Origin of the sequence: Aestuariivivens sediminicola (genome assembly GCF_022662015.1) — a bacterium.
Taxonomy (GTDB): Bacteria; Bacteroidota; Bacteroidia; order Flavobacteriales; family Flavobacteriaceae; genus Aestuariivivens; species Aestuariivivens sediminicola.
The window spans coordinates 263,703-280,500 of sequence record NZ_JAKMCM010000002.1; the positions used below are offsets into that span (position 1 = coordinate 263,703).

General features: G+C 35.4%; 12 protein-coding genes. 7 read left to right on the forward strand and 5 right to left on the reverse strand.

All coding sequences use genetic code 11. The annotated features are described in order from the left end of the window. The first annotated feature begins 1 nt into the window (after position 1). The 6 genes from MR041_RS06060 (at position 2) to MR041_RS06085 (ending at position 4,376) form a co-directional block, all read left to right on the forward strand. Positions 2 to 958 (forward strand): zinc-dependent alcohol dehydrogenase, encoded by a 957-nt coding sequence (locus tag MR041_RS06060; RefSeq protein WP_242092705.1) that lies wholly within the window; start codon positions 2 to 4, stop codon positions 956 to 958. A gap of 9 nt (positions 959 to 967) precedes the next feature. Further along, entirely contained in the window at positions 968 to 1,333 is a 366-nt protein-coding gene (locus MR041_RS06065; protein WP_242092706.1) for a 6-pyruvoyl trahydropterin synthase family protein, read from the forward strand. A gap of 2 nt (positions 1,334 to 1,335) precedes the next feature. Further along, positions 1,336 to 2,331, forward strand: coding sequence for a glycosyltransferase family 4 protein (locus MR041_RS06070; protein WP_242092707.1), 996 nt, complete (start codon positions 1,336 to 1,338; stop codon positions 2,329 to 2,331). A 217-nt stretch (positions 2,332 to 2,548) separates the two neighbouring features. Continuing rightward, positions 2,549 to 2,881 (forward strand): methyltransferase family protein, encoded by a 333-nt coding sequence (locus tag MR041_RS06075; protein WP_242092708.1) that lies wholly within the window; start codon positions 2,549 to 2,551, stop codon positions 2,879 to 2,881. After that, a complete protein-coding gene (locus MR041_RS06080; RefSeq protein ID WP_242092709.1) occupies positions 2,875 to 3,573 on the forward strand; it encodes a class I SAM-dependent methyltransferase in 699 nt (232 codons plus the stop codon). Before MR041_RS06075 ends, MR041_RS06080 begins: the two co-directional genes overlap by 7 nt. Beyond that, positions 3,570 to 4,376 carry an SAM-dependent methyltransferase gene (locus MR041_RS06085; RefSeq protein WP_242092710.1) on the forward strand — a complete coding sequence of 269 codons (807 nt, stop codon included), beginning with the start codon at positions 3,570 to 3,572 and terminating at the stop codon, positions 4,374 to 4,376. Before MR041_RS06080 ends, MR041_RS06085 begins: the two co-directional genes overlap by 4 nt. 280 nt (positions 4,377 to 4,656) lie before the next feature. Here the strand turns inward: MR041_RS06085 and MR041_RS06090 are convergent, their stop codons facing one another. Next, entirely contained in the window at positions 4,657 to 5,349 is a 693-nt protein-coding gene (locus MR041_RS06090; RefSeq protein WP_242092711.1) for a CDP-alcohol phosphatidyltransferase family protein, read from the reverse strand. Next, positions 5,333 to 7,048, reverse strand: coding sequence for an alkaline phosphatase family protein (locus tag MR041_RS06095; RefSeq protein ID WP_242092712.1), 1,716 nt, complete (start codon positions 7,046 to 7,048; stop codon positions 5,333 to 5,335). The genes MR041_RS06090 and MR041_RS06095 overlap by 17 nt, the downstream gene beginning before the upstream one ends. A 476-nt stretch (positions 7,049 to 7,524) precedes the next feature. Here MR041_RS06095 and MR041_RS06100 point away from each other — a divergent pair, with 476 nt between their 5' ends. Then, positions 7,525 to 9,390, forward strand: a complete 1,866-nt coding sequence (locus MR041_RS06100) for a DUF4962 domain-containing protein (RefSeq protein WP_242092713.1) — start codon at positions 7,525 to 7,527, stop codon at positions 9,388 to 9,390. A 94-nt stretch (positions 9,391 to 9,484) separates the two neighbouring features. Here the strand turns inward: MR041_RS06100 and MR041_RS06105 are convergent, their stop codons facing one another. The 3 genes from MR041_RS06105 to MR041_RS06115 form a co-directional block, all read right to left on the reverse strand. Further along, positions 9,485 to 10,303 (reverse strand): endonuclease/exonuclease/phosphatase family protein, encoded by an 819-nt coding sequence (locus MR041_RS06105; RefSeq protein WP_242092714.1) that lies wholly within the window; start codon positions 10,301 to 10,303, stop codon positions 9,485 to 9,487. Between the two features lie 54 nt (positions 10,304 to 10,357). Further along, positions 10,358 to 13,561 (reverse strand): GH92 family glycosyl hydrolase, encoded by a 3,204-nt coding sequence (locus tag MR041_RS06110; protein ID WP_242092715.1) that lies wholly within the window; start codon positions 13,559 to 13,561, stop codon positions 10,358 to 10,360. A gap of 713 nt (positions 13,562 to 14,274) precedes the next feature. Further along, positions 14,275 to 16,677 carry a TonB-dependent receptor gene (locus tag MR041_RS06115; protein WP_242092716.1) on the reverse strand — a complete coding sequence of 801 codons (2,403 nt, stop codon included), beginning with the start codon at positions 16,675 to 16,677 and terminating at the stop codon, positions 14,275 to 14,277. Positions 16,678 to 16,798: the final 121 nt, after the last annotated feature.

Consider the following 16,798-nt stretch of genomic DNA (forward strand, 5'->3'; position numbering starts at 1 on the left):
GATGCAAATAGAATTAAATGAAATATGGCATAACAAAGAAAAATCTTGGATTAAGTCTTTAAAGAAGACTTATCTAGAAGAAAAAGACGTATTGGTTAAGGTCATTTATTCCATGATCAGTCTGGGTACCGAAAGAACGATTATCACTCAAAATTTTTCAAATGAATTGTCAGAACAAATGGCAGTACCATATATGAAAGGCAGTCTAATGGATGCCTTCACCTATGGTTACTCCGTGGTAGGCGAAGTGATTAGTGGGCCAGAGTTCTGGATTGGGAAAAACGTTCATTTAATGCACCCTCATCAGGATTTTATTATTGTTTCAGAAGACGATTTAGTAGAAGTCCCAGAAGGGATTAATCTTAAGTCCGCTACCTTAGCCAGTAATTTGGAAACTGCAGTAAATGCTATTTGGGATTCTGAAGTTGCTATTGGAGATAAAGTATTAGTATTTGGATACGGTTTAATAGGAGGCCTAATTGCTGCCCTGGTGAATCAAATACCCGGGGTCAATATTGAGGTTGCTGAAACAAATAATCACCGTAAGGGGTTACATCTTGCACATGGTCTTCCTGAAAGATCAATGAATGACTATGATATCATATTTAATTCTACTTGTGACCAAAAAGCACTTCAAGAGGCATTATCCTTATCTAGACATGAAGGAAAAATAATCGAGTTGAGTTGGTATGGTAGCAGGAATACGACTTTAAATTTAGGTTCGGAATTTCATTATGGAAGAAAGCAAGTCATTTCATCACAGGTGAGTCAAATACCGCATAAAAAATTACCAGTCTGGAATTATACAAAACGAAAACAATTGGTATTTGACTTGATTGCTGAAATAGATTTTTCCTATCTATTGGATAACGAAATTAATTTTAAAGACACTCCTGAGTTTTACAAACAGTTACGGAGAAATGAAATAAAAAATTTAAGTACAATCATTTGTTATTAATTATTTATTATGTTTAGTGTAAAAGTTACTGATCATATTATGATCGCTCATTCACTTCCAGATCCTTTTTTCGGTGCAGCTCAAAATATGCACGGAGCTACTTATGTTACAGAGGTAACGTTCATGAGCGAAAAGTTAAACAGTAAAAATGTAGTTATAGATATAGGTGAAGCATCATTAATTACTAAAAACGTCTTAAGCGAACTAGCTTATAAAAACCTGGATGAATTACCACAGTTTAAAGGCATATTAACAACTACGGAGTATCTTGCGCAATACATTCATGGGGAAATTAAGAAAAAGATTAATAATAATTTAAAGCTAAAAGTAGAATTATTGGAATCTCATGTGGCTTCAGCTAGTTATGAAAGTTAATTATGAGACATAAGCTGGTCATATTAACTACTCGTTTTGGAACAAATTTTTCAGGGGGTGCAAAAGCAACTTGCGAGGTGTTCTCGAGAATTCAAAACCAATTTGAAAGTATAACTGTTTTGGGTACTGAAATTGGAAATCATCAAATCAAAAATGTTAAATTCATAAAAACAAATTATTGGATTGATGCTTTATTTAAAATAATGAGATTAAAGGACGATTGCACTATTTTTTATGGAGATTTCTATAATGCTTTTTTGTTAGGAGTAGCACAAGCGCCTTTTGTGTTTACCTATCACGATAATTGGCCAGAATTGTCTAAACTAAATACTAAATCATATTTTCAAAACTTGTTTTTTAACACTGTTTACACTTATATTTTTAAAAAAGCCAAAGCGTTAGTTGCTGTTTCCAATTTTAAGAGAATTAACTTAATCCAATACGAAGAAAAATTACATTTCATATCTAATGGATTTAGCCGAGGGAATCAAGAATGTATAAAAGAGCATAAATCAAGACAGGTTTTGATGGTTGGAAACATAGATGAACGCAAGTATAATCTTGCAATTAAACTTTTCGATTTATTAAAAGTTCACGATGGAATTTCAATTGACATTTATGGTCATATTGTAAATAAAGATTTGGCCAAAAAGTTAAAGAGTTATCCTTTTGTAGAAATTAAAGGTTTTGTTGAGAATGTGCCATATAGTGCATATAAGTTATTGTTGCATACCTCCTTTTCTGAAAGTTTTGGGTTGGTCTTTTACGAATCAATATATAATGAAACACCTGTGCTTACCTTCAACACAGGGGGAGCACCAGAGATTATTTCGACTGAAAATGGTCGAATGGTAGATGCTTTTAATATTAAAGATATGTATCGGGTCCTTAAGGAGATGCTGGCAAACCCATTTAAAGCGAATTCGCAAACTGTTGATTCTTATTCTTGGGATCGCGCCAGTTCAAATTATTTAAAGCTATTTCAATATGTGGATTAGTGTAATCATTATTTGCATTTATTTTTCGTTCGTCCTTGATTTATTGGTTTTACCTATACCTAGCGAGGCCTCTACGGTTTCTATAATTTCTTCTGAAAAGGCTTTTTTTTCATTAAAGTCACTAAGATCGCTGTTTGGATTCCTAATCAGCCTGCTCTTTTACTTATCACCACTGTTTATTTCTATTCTTTTCTTGTTGAATTCAAATATTGAAATAATGCCTTTTCACATTGTTGTTACAGGGGTTTTTATTGCTATTTTGGGTCGCGTAATATCTGTTAAAGGGACAATAACATTGAGAAAAAACTATGGAAAATCTTTAGTGGAATCTGCAATTTTTAAGCTTAGCAGAAACCCTATAACAATAGGAATGCATTTAACTATATTTGGTTTATTGCTTTGCTTTAAATTTTGGCTGTTATGGATTATTTTTCCTCTTTACCTCTGGATTTTTCATGGAAAAATCATAATGGAAGAGACTTTTTTGGAAAGTAAATATGGAAATGAGTATTTGCGATATAAGGAAAAAACACCAAGGTACTTATGGTAGTAAATAGGGAGCAAGAGCAAATCAAAACTTGGTTTGACAATATTTATAAAACAAGAGGTTTAAGATACTTACGACCGCTAAGGGCTTATGAAATTTTTGTGACAATATTGAATCCAAAACCTAAAAGTAAGCATTTAGATGTGGCCTGCGGTCTTGGCTTAATGTTAAAGGTTCTTGAAGATAAGGATGTAACATGTTATGGCATTGATCTTTCTGAAGTTGCTGTAGAAGGTTGCCGAAAATTATGTCCGAGCGCACATATCACCCATGGTAATGCCGAAAAGTTACCTTACAAGGATAACACTTTTGATTCCTTAACTTGTTTAGGTTCTCTTGAAAGAATGATAGATAGAGAACAAGTTCTCTCAGAACAATTGAGAGTAACAAAAAAAGGGGCGGACATTTGTTATATGGTAAGAAATTCAGAGAATTTTACATGGCGCTTTTTACTTAAACCATTGAAATTATATAACAGAAAGGGGCATCAGGATGCCCTGAACTTTAAACAATGGAAAACGCTATTCGAAAATGCTGGTTTAAAAATTGTAAAAGTTTATCCTGATCATTGGCCTTATTACAGGATGATGCATATTTTAAAGCCTTGGAAAAAAATAAACACAGGCAAAATTATAAAATTTCCAATGCGTATTTCTTATGCCTATGAGTTTATTTTTCATCTGAAGAAACAATGAGTAAAATAGCCGAGATATATGATACTTTATTTACATTCGAAATTTTCTCAAAAAAGGAAGCCTACCCTATTCATAAGCGTATAGAATTTGTTGAAGATAATTGTACAGACATCGCGGACTGGATTTTAAAAAAAGAACTTTGTCCTGCGGGGTCGTCTGTATTAGATGTAGGATGCGGTACTGGAAATACACTTTTTAAATTGGCTAAATTTAAGCAAGCTGTTGGCCTTGGTATCTCTATAAGTGAAAAGGAAATTGAGTTTGCAAATTCTCAATTGAAAAAACTAAATTTAACCTCTTCAATTAAGTTTCATAATCAGAGCTTTGATGAACCAATTAATCATGAAAAATTTGACATCATCATAGCCATTGAATCCTTAAAACATAGTACGAATTATTCAAAAACACTCAAAAATTTATTAAAAGCTTCGCATCAGGATACCGTATTTATCATTGCAGATGATTTTATTATTCACCCTTCTGCCGAGAGTAAACAACAAATGGTATTGTGGAATGCCCCATCGTTGTTCTCCGTCCCTATATTTAAGGAACTTATGGAACAAGAAGGTCTAAATATTATTAACCTTTATTTCTTTACAGATAAAGTGAATATAAAATCGAAATTCGTTTTAATAATTTTAATTTTCTTATTTAAATTTTTAAGGAAAATAGTTACTAAAAGTGTTAAAACTCTTGTAGAAACTTATCTTGGGGCGTTACTGCTTGAAAGGCTCTATCAAAAAAAACAGATGGACTATTGTATTATAGTAGCAGGGAGAAACGATATTGACTTTTACAATTAATTAAGTTTATTTCAATAAGAGCTTTTTAATAAATAATTTCTTATCAGAGCATATTGTTAGCCTCAATAGCATTAACTTTACTTTAGGTCGTCATTATTGTGAAATATAATAATTAAGCGAATTAAGTGTGTTAATTTTAAATCGTATTTAAATCGTACTCCTCAATTAAATAAAGCTTCAACTTTATTTTGCTTGGAATATTAAATTAACTGCCCTTTTAATACGCATTTAATTTTTTCTTATTTTGAAATATTTTTTCATTTACCTATGTAACATTATATCACTTTGTACGTGATTTTATTTTGTTGATTAAGTAAGAACTAGCAAAAGATAGCATTATTAACACCCCTGATATATTTATAATGATATCACTAATTAAAGAATTTACAACAAACGGAAGTAATAGGGCTAAAAAGAAACACACGGCAATAGTGGCTCTTATTATTTTGGGAAGCATTTCTTTTTTACTTTTTAAAGGATGAACATAAAGTATCCATGCATAAATATACCGGAAACTAGCAGGTAAAACAATCCAAAAGGAGATCTTAAAATTAATAACATGAATACAAGTTAATATAAGAACCATTAAGGCATCTATCTCCATATCGAGTATACCACCCTGCTTGGTGACACTGTTAAGTTTTCTTGCTACAAAACCATCGATGCCATCCAATATTATGGCGATCAAAAAAAACAAAAAGAGTTGTAAATCTTTAAGTAATGGAAAAATTCCAAGTAAAGTGATTATAATGAGTAATCTTAGAATGCTAATCCAGTTAGCATAACCATAAATAAACGGGAGGTTTGGCAAAACACTTATAATTTTAAATAAGTATATACCGAAAATTATAACACAGAGTAAGCTCCAAATAACTGAAGAACCATTCAGATAGGTGATAATAAACCCTGTAAGATGTATTAAACCACTTATTAGAATCCACCTTTCATAGAACTTATCAAAATTGAAGCCCATCTGGTTCATATTTGGGGATGTTTGCATAAGATTTAGCATAATTTTTACAAAATGCTCTTAAAAATATAGAATAGAACGCTTCATGTTTTATGCTCTTTGTCGCATTTGACAATTCTTCAACAAAATTAAACGCTTTAAACTCATTTAAGAATTTGTGATTTTTAGAAATAATATGAACAGGTGTTTTTAAACCATCAGAGCTCGGATTACTTAAAATTGGTGGCTGATGATCTCCAAAAACAATAAATATATCATCATTATTATCACTATCAGAAATAAACCTTTGTAGATTCATAATCTGATAGTTTATGGCTTGGGCATAGTCGTCTAAACTTGGGTATTTTAGAAATCCTTTGTGTTCATGAATACTTCCATTGGTATGGTTCAGGGTTCTCCAGTCATCAACTAATTCAACTTTGGGAAAAGGTGAATGAGAACTTTTGGTTAAATAAAAGAATGTGTAAGGTTTTTTATTTTCCTTTTTTATTATATCCATAGTGAAATTCATAGAGTATTGGTCCGGGGCAGCAGCGCCGAAACCATATTTGTCACCTGTATATTGAATATCCTTATTCAAAATCCAGCGATCAATACTATACATCTTTCGCATGGCCTCATATGGTACAGTGATACCATTTATAGGATTTATAGGGTTCAGATTATAATTGGTATATCCCATTTTTTTAAACAATTGCATGAATCCATTACTATTACAGAAATGTGGATCATTCAAAAGATTTTCAAATAATGTATTATTATCGATTCTATAACCAAAAAGGACTGACGTATATGTAAGCCATGATTGACCTCCGGTCGTCGTAGATTCACTGAAATTTGAAATAGCACCAAAACCTTTGTCTTTAATTTTTCTTTTAAAGTCTCTTAAAGTTTTATAGGCTTGAATTTGTAATTTTTTTTCGTTGTAAAATAGTGATCCATATGATTCTACAAAAATGAAATGTATATTAGGAGCAATATCGTTAAGCTCAATATCAATATTTTCCCTTGCAATCTTATAGTTATTGCCAAATTTTAATTTTGATAACTTATAACAATCAAAACTTTTTACAAGGTTAACGAATAATTCTATCGAAGTAAAGTGGTAGCGTAGATAGATGTCATTAGGATAATCTCTATAGCCTTTTTTAAATTTATAAACTGAATAAACAACGAGTAAAAATTTGCCAAAACTTATTAAAATAAAGCTTTGAGATAGAGGCATCTCGTAATTACTGATGAGATAAACCTTAAGTAGCTTATTCAAAAAAAACAGAAACCAAATCGAAATAATAATTCCGACTAAAACCTTAAATTTTGATTCATGCCAGATTATTGCCATACCGTTTTTTATCAGCTTTAAGTCATTAAATATAATTGGCTCGGTTTCATATATTTTTCTAAATGAATATTGATAGAAGTTAAAAATTAAAAAAATAAAATAAAGTATGAGAAGAGGAATTGAAAAATTATGTAAATCAAAAAAACGAGAAATAATAATAATGAAGGATATTTCAACACTGTATCTAAAGAAGTCCAAATTACCTTCAGCTATTAGCCCAATTTTTTTGTTCTTTAGATTACGGATATAGGGTAAAAACCTACTCTTTCGATAATGCAAAATATAAACAACTAAATAGTTTAAATAATTTAATACAAGGAAAATTATCCAGAACTTAAATTCAGAAAGTAGTTCAGACATATATTAAAGTAAATTTATTTATGAATTAGATTCAATTAATCCATTGTAGATTTAAAATAATGCCAATTTTAAAATAGTTGATCTTGATTTTGTCGAATTTATTAAATAAATCCAAAAAGCTTTCCTTAAATATGAAACAATTCTAATATTTTGTTCGACAATACATTAATATGTTGTGCATGGAAAAAGCCAAAACTTACGTTTTGGCTTTTTTATTTTAATAAGTTTAACCTAGATATATGTTTGATGACATTATCTTGTTTTTCAAACGCTCTGGAATTGCTCCTATATCGGAAGACAGGAGAAGTTTCAGGTTCTTAACTATCTTGAAGAATGTCTTCTTATAAGAAGCCAAAGTACAGCATATGCTAATTTTATACTGAATCTAACTTTAAATTGACACTGCAATTTTCTAATGGCTCTGAAAAGGGAAACGTATTATTTTGAGTAACTTGTAAAAAGTTAACATAATGTTTATGAAAAATAGTATGTTTCTTTTGTTGTTGACGGTTCAGCTATCTCTTCCTGCTCAGCATCCTTTACTTCGTCGAGCGCCTCAGGCAGTACTTTCTCATTTCAAAGCAGATCATCCACGTTTAATATTGACGGATGACAGACTGAACGAATTGAAAGTTCTGTCGAAGTCAGATACATTGCTGCAGCGCTACATAAATGACGTCATAACAGCAGCAAATCGATATTTGGAGGCTACACCTTTAGAGCACACACTTATTGGTCCGCGTTTGTTACATGTAAGCAGAGCTTGTCGTGCTCGTATTTATGCCCTGGGGTTAGCGTATAGATGGACTGGTGAAGACCGATATGCAGCGGCTGCAAAACAAAATTTGTTGCAGGTGGTGTCCTTTATGGATTGGAATACCTCACATTTCCTGGATGTCGCCGAAATGTCGCATGCCGTTGGTGTAGGATATGATTGGCTGTATGCCTATTTGAAGCCCGATGAAAGACTAACGATTAAAGAAGGATTAATAAAACATGCCTTAGAACCGGGTAAGAATGGGCTTTCCGGAAAGGATCTAGGTTATAACGGATGGCCAAAAGACGAGCATAATTGGAATCAGGTGTGTAATGGGGGTTTGATAGTTGGCGCTTTGGCTATTGGGGAGTCGGACCCCGAATATGCAGATTTTATCGTTTCTAAGGCTGTGGCTTCGCTTCCTTATGCATTACTTAATTATGGACCCGATGGCGCTTGGATGGAAGGGCCTGCCTATTGGAATTATGCTACGATGTATACGGCTTATGGACTCGAAGCTATGCGGACAGCATTAGGTACTGATTTTGGTCTTTCTGAAATTGAGGGTATGGCAGAAACAGGCTACTTTATGATGTATTGTGAAGGCCCGACAGGCTATATGTTCAACTTTGCTGATAGTGCTGAAAGGAACAGGATGGGTTCATCCCCCTGTATGTTATGGTTAGCCAATAGATACGGCAATGAGTCATTTGCGAATCATGAACATGCCGTCATGAAATCTTTAGAAGCAACACCAGAACATGTCATCTGGTATTATCCCCCCTCCTTGTCCGATCAACCCAAGGAGTTGGTCAAATATTTTGACGGCGATGTGGAAGTCATGATGTTTCGCAGCGAATGGGATAATCCGAATGCTTTATTTTTCGCCATAAAAGCGGGATATAATGCCGTAAATCATGGGCATCTGGATCTTGGTAATTTTGAATTGGACGCGTTGGGGGAGCGCTGGGTTCGTGATTTAGGTAGTGATTATTACAATTTACCTGGATATTTTGATAAAAGAAAACGGGGTGAGCGCTGGCAATATTACAGGATGCTTTCGGACAGTCATAATGTGCCAATGCTAGGAGAAAGAAGTCAGGATGTATTGGGTAATGCCAAATTTATAAAAGTAAAAACAATGTCTGAAACCCCATTTGGAATTATTGACTTGAGCACAGCTTATCCCGCAGAATCGTGGCAAGTTACTCGGGGAGCGCTACTTTTAAAAGGGCACCAGGGAATTCTAATTCAAGATGAAATAACACCAAAACATCCTACACCATTGAAATGGGGTATCACCACTGATGCTCAGATTAAGATTTCTGAGAACGGAAAATTGGCCATGCTTAACATCAAAGAAAAAAGATTGGAAGTGAGACTTTTATCTCCGGAGCATGCCCGATTTACCCAACAATCCGCGGTACAGTTAGCACCTCAAAAAATAAATCAGGGCGTGCGTAGGCTGGAAATAAAATTGGAAGAAATTAATGCGGAGACGACCATTTCCGTCCTGTTTGCCCCGCTTTGGGCGGATGGTCATCAGGTGAAAACGCCCAAAGTGAAATCGATGCAAGAATGGTGATTTTTAACGGTTCAATCGTATTCGAGTCAATAGACTATGAAATGTATGGTCCACTGAAAGTTAAAAATAACCACATACTCTTTTTCCGGACCATTTATTTTACTTCGAGCAATCCCCATACCGGTTTATGATCGGATAATGGTTTTTCCATTTCAATAATATTACCGTCTAGAACGTTCATTTTAGAGGGATTATACATAATATGGTCGATGACTTCACCATTGCCATGGTCCTCTGGTACCAGTGCATTGTATGTATTGCGTTTTGTACAATCTATGCCCAATGCTTTCCAATGAACATCGAGGTTGATATCTATAAACATTTTGTGATAGGCGTTTATGCTGTCTTTATGTATTGGTATGAAATTAAAGTCACCAGCCACTATAGCTAACTCTTTATTTTGACGTTCTTTTAAATAATTAACAAAAGTTTGGACTTTGTTCGTAGTCTCATCAATATGGGCCTGATCTCTCCATCCAAAGGGAAAATGAACAGAATAAATAGTAAATTCAGTATCGTTAATTTTTGTTTGAGCTCGGGTAGCGGTATGAAGTGTATCGGCCATCAAAACTTCCTCAGGATGAAATAAAGGGGTCCTGCTGGCAATCGTTTTGTACTTATCTTCATGTCCTGCGGTGGAGTACTTACCGACTACAATATGATTCAGGCCCAGTATCGAACCTACCTCCTTTGTCCAATCTCCGCCGGGCGCCTCAGAAAAACAGATCACATCAAAATTATAGCCTTTGAGAGCCTCTCCGATTTCCGATGCCGAGGCATTTTTACTGTACTCCACGTTATATGCTGCTAATTTAACTTGGTTAGCCTTGTCTGACGGAACTGATTTGCTGCCTGTTTTTTTTCCGCAAGAGAAAAGTAAGAGGGCCATTAGAAAAAGAAGTGTTGATCTCATTCCCATAGATTTAATTGCGTTCATAATGGTTAAATATAATGAAGTTTACTGAGTTCAATCTTTCATAAAGAGCATGAATTCCTTTATTTCCTTCTGTGAAAGGGCTTTATCAAAAATCATCAGCTGATCGATATAACCGTCAAATACACGGTCAGGGTGGCTCGCATTTCGTCCAATATTCCATGGATGATCTGTTGTACCTGTAAAATTAATACCCTCTTCCAATGGTTTTGTTACCATGAGTTGTCCGTCTATATAGAGTTTTAAGTTTTGTTCGTCACTGACGCCGGCAAGGTGATGCCAGTTTCTGTTCCAGTCTTCAGGTAAAAGCGTATAGGCTTCCCCACGTTGATATCCACCGGAATAATAATTCACTTCTGTATTACTTGCCCTTACCTGAATGACGTTCAAATCACCTTTGCTGATAATATCGGAAAAATTTTTTTCATCTAAAGGATAAACCCAAAGCATCATGGTCATAATCTTTCCGTTGGCAATGTTATCATACTTAGGATGGTTGGGAATTTCAATATAGGCCGTTCTGAAAGCGTTCGTTTTTATTGCTTTTCCAAAAATACCATCCACCCATTCGACTGCACCATGCACGATTGCGGGATTATGTAAATAGGAGAAATCTTCTATAACCGATACGCCAGGACTGTTAAAATCATAAGCCATTATAGGTTTAATACGTTTATTGTATACTACTTCTTCAGAAAATTCAGGCCCATAAACCAACAAGGTCTCAGCTTTTGTTTTACCCACCTGAATTTCATAATGTCCCCCCTTAGGAAACGTTTTTTCGAATCTTATGTTTTTAGCCTCTCCCGGTTCCAAATGCAGTGTTAACTGGTCAGTTATTTTACCGTTTATCACTAATTCAACACGTTCCGTTCCTGCGAAACTCCCAATATTTTTCAATCTCGTTTTAATTTCAACGTCAGTATTTGTCTTGGCTATAGATGGTAACGGCAGTTTCAAACTTTCATAACTAAATTCAGCCTTTTTATCTGCTTCTATTTCAAATGTTTTAGTTCCTTCCTCGTTTATTCTAATTGTGTATGTGCCGGGTTTATAAAATTTTAGAGAAGTAGTTTTAAAGGTATGACCCGGGCCGTCAACAAGAAACCATTTTGTTGTTTTTATCTTGTCGTTAATAAAAATAGTTATTGGAACAGTGCCTGCACAGGCAGTATTATTCTCTATTAATATAGAAATTTCCACGGGATCTCCTGCTCCAAATTTATTCTTTGAAAGCCCCCATTCTTCTATTTTAAATTCCGGTGATGTCTTAGTCTCTGAAAATGGTAAAGCACTATGATGAATAGCTCTGATGTTTGGTTTTTCACCCATTTTAAAGGTTAGCGTACCACCTGAAACTATGTCCTGATGACTCAGCCAAAGATTGGAGTATTCTTGAGCATTCAAACTTACGGATTGTATGTATTTATTTTTTTTTGACACCTCCTTGGAATGGATAACAAATGGCTTACCGCCGAAGGGTGAAATAGTAACTTTTTCAAAGCGCGGCGTTCCAATAACATATTCCGCTTTTCCCGGACAAACAGGATAAAAGCCCATTGCACTAAAAACATACCATGCCGAAAGTGCTCCTAAATCGTCATTTCCGGAGATTCCACCAGGATGATTGCTGTAATCCAAATCAAGAATATTTCTCACAGTTTCCTGTGTTTTCCATGGTTGCCCTGCATAGGAATACAAATAGGCATTGTGTAACTGTGGTTCATTGTCATGAAAATAGTGTCCGGTATAAAAACAGGTATCCAATTGTTTTACAAATTCTTCGTTTCCACCGGCCAGATTGATTAAACCCTGAATATCATAGGTACATGTCCAATTGTATGACCATTTGTCCCCTTCACTGTAACCTCCTTCTGCCCAGGCTCCTGATTTGGTTTTTGCCGTCATAAACTTGGTTTCAGGATTATAAATATTTTTAAAATACGTGCTCTTTTCTAGAAGTTGACTGTAATCGGATGCTTTTCCAAGTTCTTTGGCTATTTGGGCCATTGCCCAAAAATTATAAGCGTATTCCATTGTTTTAGTAACCGAGTAACCTATTTCGGCAGGCACGTAATTGTGTTCATAAAAGCTTTTTATATCCTTTCTGCCATAGGGCGGGATCATCAGACTGGTCTCCATGGCCTTGTAGGCTTTTTTAATATCGAAATCAATTCCTTTAAAATAGCTATCAGTCAGAATAGGAATGTTGTGAACGCCTGTCATGGGTCCTGGATCCATTAGCCCGTCCTTTTCATATTGATCGAGCACAGATTGAACCATATCTTTTTGAATCTCCGAATCCAGCAGGGTTAACAGGGGTTGTTTGCACCTATAGGTATCCCATGGTGAGAGATTAGCATAACGATTTGGTTCTTTCACATCTGAAATAATCTGTGGAGCCAAATAAGTATGGTAAAGGGCAGTGTAAAACAATTCTTTATCGGTTGCATTGTTGCCTTCTACAATGATGCGATTTAACTGTTCATTCCATACATCGTGAGCCGTATCTTTTATTAAATTAAAATTCCAATGCGGAATTTCAGCATTAAGATTAGCAATTGCTTTTTCCTTTGATGTTGGGGAAAATCCAATTTTTACTAAAACTTCAGACACATTGCCCTTGAGACTGAGAAGAAGACCGTTACCATTAAAATTAACGGTATCCAAAGGGGCATCGAACATCAAAACAAAATGGTAACCATGACTTTTTCCAGTAATCTTACCCGCAGGGTCTTGATGGGCTTCGTCGAGGTCATGGATTAAAATGGCGTTTGATTCTCCCATTTCAAAAGTGAATCTAAAAAAGGCTGCATGAACAGTAGCTGTCATTTCTGATCGAACTGCATAATCCTCTAAAAACACCGAATAGTAACCTGGTGTTGCGATTTCATTATCATGTCGAAAAGACGATCCTACTGTTGCTATGTCGGAAAAATCACCTCTAACAGGCATAATCTGAAAATTGCCTTTAGAACCATGAGGATAGCCACTGATATGATTCAGTAGACTGAAGGATTTTATGAACCGTGTGTTATAGTGATAATCCTCCGGGGTTGCCTGCACCATTCCGAATGGTAGGACCGCCCCAGGATAAGTGCCTCCATTTGCTTCCCAAATGGATGGGCGTATTGAATTTTCAGTTCCTATAAAGGGATTTACAAAGTCAACGGGTTGCTGTGTCCAGGCAACAAATGCCCAGAAAGTAATGGTGAAAGAAAGAAATTTATTCTTCATTACATTGAGTTGTTATCATTTTCTATTGTTCGAAATAAACACAACTTAATAGGTTTTGTTTCGAGACAACACACGGTTTGTATTCACTCTTTGAATTTTAATGAATAACTAAACAGATAGACTAGTTATCTTCTCATATGCCAGCTCACAAATCAAATATATTAAATGCCGTAAGATAAAGCGTGTATTAGACTAATGGAGTTATAAACAGTCGTCTTAAAAAGCTAAATCGGCTGAAAGATTGTGTCGAGGTTATTCTATATTCAGACCGATATCCGATTCTTAGTTCTTTATTCGTGCGGAGTGAATAATTTTAAAACTGACCAATTAACCTATGTGGCATACACTGCTTTGGGAGAGTAATATGATCGCGCTGTTATGGTGAAGGACTTTAAAACAGGAAAAAGGATACTAACCGCTCATCAAGATGAAATTCAAGTTATAAAACTTAATGAAGAGTGGCCTGGAAGATATTGATATTCCCTGAGCGTTACAGATGCACTTTCATTGTGTTTTTTTACTAAATTAATTGATAATTCCCCTATCAATGCTTGTGCGTGTTCTGTTTAAAATTCATAAAAAGGGATAGCATTCTAAATGAGTTAACTGATGTGCATCAATTCATTGTTCATCTGTTCTAATTAAATTAGAAAATCAATAAATATGATGGTGAGGAAAATCATAAGACATTTAAAAGCCATAGCCTGTAAGGATCACCTTCTTCTACCTGAATAGGTCATCGCTTCCCCCTTCCCAAAACCATAGCTTATTCCAAACGTAAAAAAACGGCCGCGTTGTTCAAAATTGTAGACTTCAAATGTAGGCTGATTTATAAACCGTTCCTCAATCCTACTGGCAAATACATCTCGGATTCCCAGGTTAAGAACTATTTTACCTTTTAATATTTTTTTTCGCAATCCAAAATCCATAAAGGCATAACCACTTTGTTCGCCCTGTACCGTTTCGAACCCGGATTGGTAATTTCCATTCAATTCGACGTCAATGTCAGACGGGAGCCCTATTTTAGATCCTAAACGGGTTGACCACTGCCGACCTGTAAAGTCAAAAACCTGACTTTCGAAAGTTCCTTTGCGATCAAAATAATTGAAATTGAAATCACCCGTCAGGGTAAGCCATGTATTCGGACTCCACTTTCCGTTGGTTTCAAAACCAATGGTTGAATTTGTGCCTATGTTTTCCGGTCTCCTTACGGTAACGTTGTTTTCAAAGGTTGAAACACGTACAACGACGTCAGTGGTATAACGGTGGTATAAACTGGAACTCATCGAGGCTTTTCCAATAGTGTAAATACTGGTCAATTCATATGAATTGGTAAATTCAGGTTGAAGGTTCGGATTACCGACCCTGATATTAAAATTATTCCTGATATTAAAAAAGGGGTTCAAATCCCATAAGCGGGGTCTAAAAATACGTTTAGAATAGCCAAGCTGAAGCGAAAAATTCTCACTCCATTTATAGGAGGAGTGAACCGTCGGGAAGAGGTTGGTAAAATTCCGTGAATTGGCTTCGTTCGTATTGGTAAGAAGTGTGTTAAGATCGGTGTTTTCAACTCGTAGCCCTAATTTAATGCCCCAGATGTCATTTTCGTAAGCACCGGTGGCATATATGCCCAATACCTTTTGGTTCCATTCAAAATTGTTGGTTAGGTTGTCATTCGTAACGTATACATTATCTATTAAATCCTTTACTGTAAAATCGTTGCCCACATCATTAATCACATATTGAGCCCCTGTTTCAATAGTGTATTCTTCTGATAGGGGGTCGACATAATCTGCTTTAAAGGTGTAATCTGCCTGTTGAAACGTGGTGGCTGTCCTTTGATTGTTATCGACATTATCGCCTTCGAGAGTTGTATCTGTGAAAAAAGAGGCCTGATCTTTGCCGAAAAAACTTCCCAAAGCACTCAATTGAAAGGTGTGTTCTTCGTTGTTCGGGAACGTTTTCTTCCAGTTGAATTCGTATTGCCATTTCGGATTATCGGCATCTGTAGTTTCCTTTCGCACCCATTTGGATATCAGATTGTTTTCTTCGAAAAAACTAAAATTGGTTTCCGACGGCTGGTCTTCAATCTCATAAGCAAAATTGCCTGAAAGGGTAAACACATTGAATTCGTTCAGGTGATAGTCAGTACCCAGTGTAATATTGAAAAACGTCTCATTTCGAAATTCTTTGCCTTTACTGAAAACTGTTTCACCATTAATGAGGTTGCTGTTCTTGGCTTCATTATTCTCGGGTAACGAACGGTATCCAACTCCAAATTGTGTGAATAGATTAAATTTTTCTGTCCTTCGGTTTATACTACCTCCAATACTGTGATTATCCGGAGATCCCGTATTTGCAGAAATCGAACCGTTCCATCCTTCTTTGTCTTCTTTTTTTATGATAATGTTCAGTATACCCGATGTCCCTGAAGCTTCATATTTAGCCGATGGATTGGTGATGACCTCAATACTTTCAATCATATCTGCCGTAATGGTGCCCAAGGCGTTACTCGACTGATCTGCAAGAACTGAAGGTTTACCGTTTATCAAGATCTGTACACCACTGCTCCCGCGTAAGGTTATGGCACCTTCAATACTGACATTCACTGAAGGGACATTATTTAAAACTTCGAGAGCACTCATTCCGGTCGAACTTATATCTTTGCCCACATTAAATACACGCTTATCTAGTTTAAACACCGTTTTGGATACCTCGCCGGTTACATCCACTGCTTCAAGTGCTTGGTTATTCGGTTCGAGGTGAACGATACCTAAATCTACTTTCCCATCGACTACCTGAAACTCCGAAATGGATTTCGTCTTATAGCCCATAAAACTAATTTCGACGTAGAAATCCCTGCTATAGGTTTTTATTTTAAACGAACCATTGTCAGTTGTTGTAGCACCGGTTATTAGTGATCTGGATGTTGCATCGTATAGGGCGACAGTTGCATATGGAACGGGTTGACCTGACGCATCCTCAACCAAAGAACCCACGATTAAAATGGATTTTTCCTGGGCTAGTGCCATACTTAGGTTAAACATTAAAACCCAAAAGAAAATGGTATTTTGAAAATATTTTCGAATAAATCCAAGCCACTGTTTAATTATCATTCCTTTTTCTTCAATTTTGGCTGTAAAAATAAGTTTTAATTTGAAGAAATATAGGACACTTTAGCAGTGTTATAGAGAATTTTAATAGACATTTAACAGGTTTTAACATCATTTTTGAATT

Excerpts from the sequence above, each read along its gene's own strand:
- MR041_RS06060 (WP_242092705.1), top strand. The coding sequence starts at position 2 with ATGCAAATAGAATTAAATGAAATATGGCATAACAAAGAAAAATCTTGG.
- MR041_RS06065 (WP_242092706.1), top strand. The coding sequence starts at position 968 with ATGTTTAGTGTAAAAGTTACTGATCATATTATGATCGCTCATTCACTT.
- MR041_RS06070 (WP_242092707.1), top strand. The coding sequence starts at position 1,336 with ATGAGACATAAGCTGGTCATATTAACTACTCGTTTTGGAACAAATTTT.
- MR041_RS06075 (WP_242092708.1), top strand. The coding sequence starts at position 2,549 with ATGCCTTTTCACATTGTTGTTACAGGGGTTTTTATTGCTATTTTGGGT.
- MR041_RS06080 (WP_242092709.1), top strand. The coding sequence starts at position 2,875 with ATGGTAGTAAATAGGGAGCAAGAGCAAATCAAAACTTGGTTTGACAAT.
- MR041_RS06085 (WP_242092710.1), top strand. The coding sequence starts at position 3,570 with ATGAGTAAAATAGCCGAGATATATGATACTTTATTTACATTCGAAATT.
- MR041_RS06090 (WP_242092711.1), bottom strand. The coding sequence starts at position 5,349 with ATGGGCTTCAATTTTGATAAGTTCTATGAAAGGTGGATTCTAATAAGT.
- MR041_RS06095 (WP_242092712.1), bottom strand. The coding sequence starts at position 7,048 with ATGTCTGAACTACTTTCTGAATTTAAGTTCTGGATAATTTTCCTTGTA.
- MR041_RS06100 (WP_242092713.1), top strand. The coding sequence starts at position 7,525 with ATGAAAAATAGTATGTTTCTTTTGTTGTTGACGGTTCAGCTATCTCTT.
- MR041_RS06105 (WP_242092714.1), bottom strand. The coding sequence starts at position 10,303 with ATGAGATCAACACTTCTTTTTCTAATGGCCCTCTTACTTTTCTCTTGC.
- MR041_RS06110 (WP_242092715.1), bottom strand. The coding sequence starts at position 13,561 with ATGAAGAATAAATTTCTTTCTTTCACCATTACTTTCTGGGCATTTGTT.
- MR041_RS06115 (WP_242092716.1), bottom strand. The coding sequence starts at position 16,677 with ATGATAATTAAACAGTGGCTTGGATTTATTCGAAAATATTTTCAAAAT.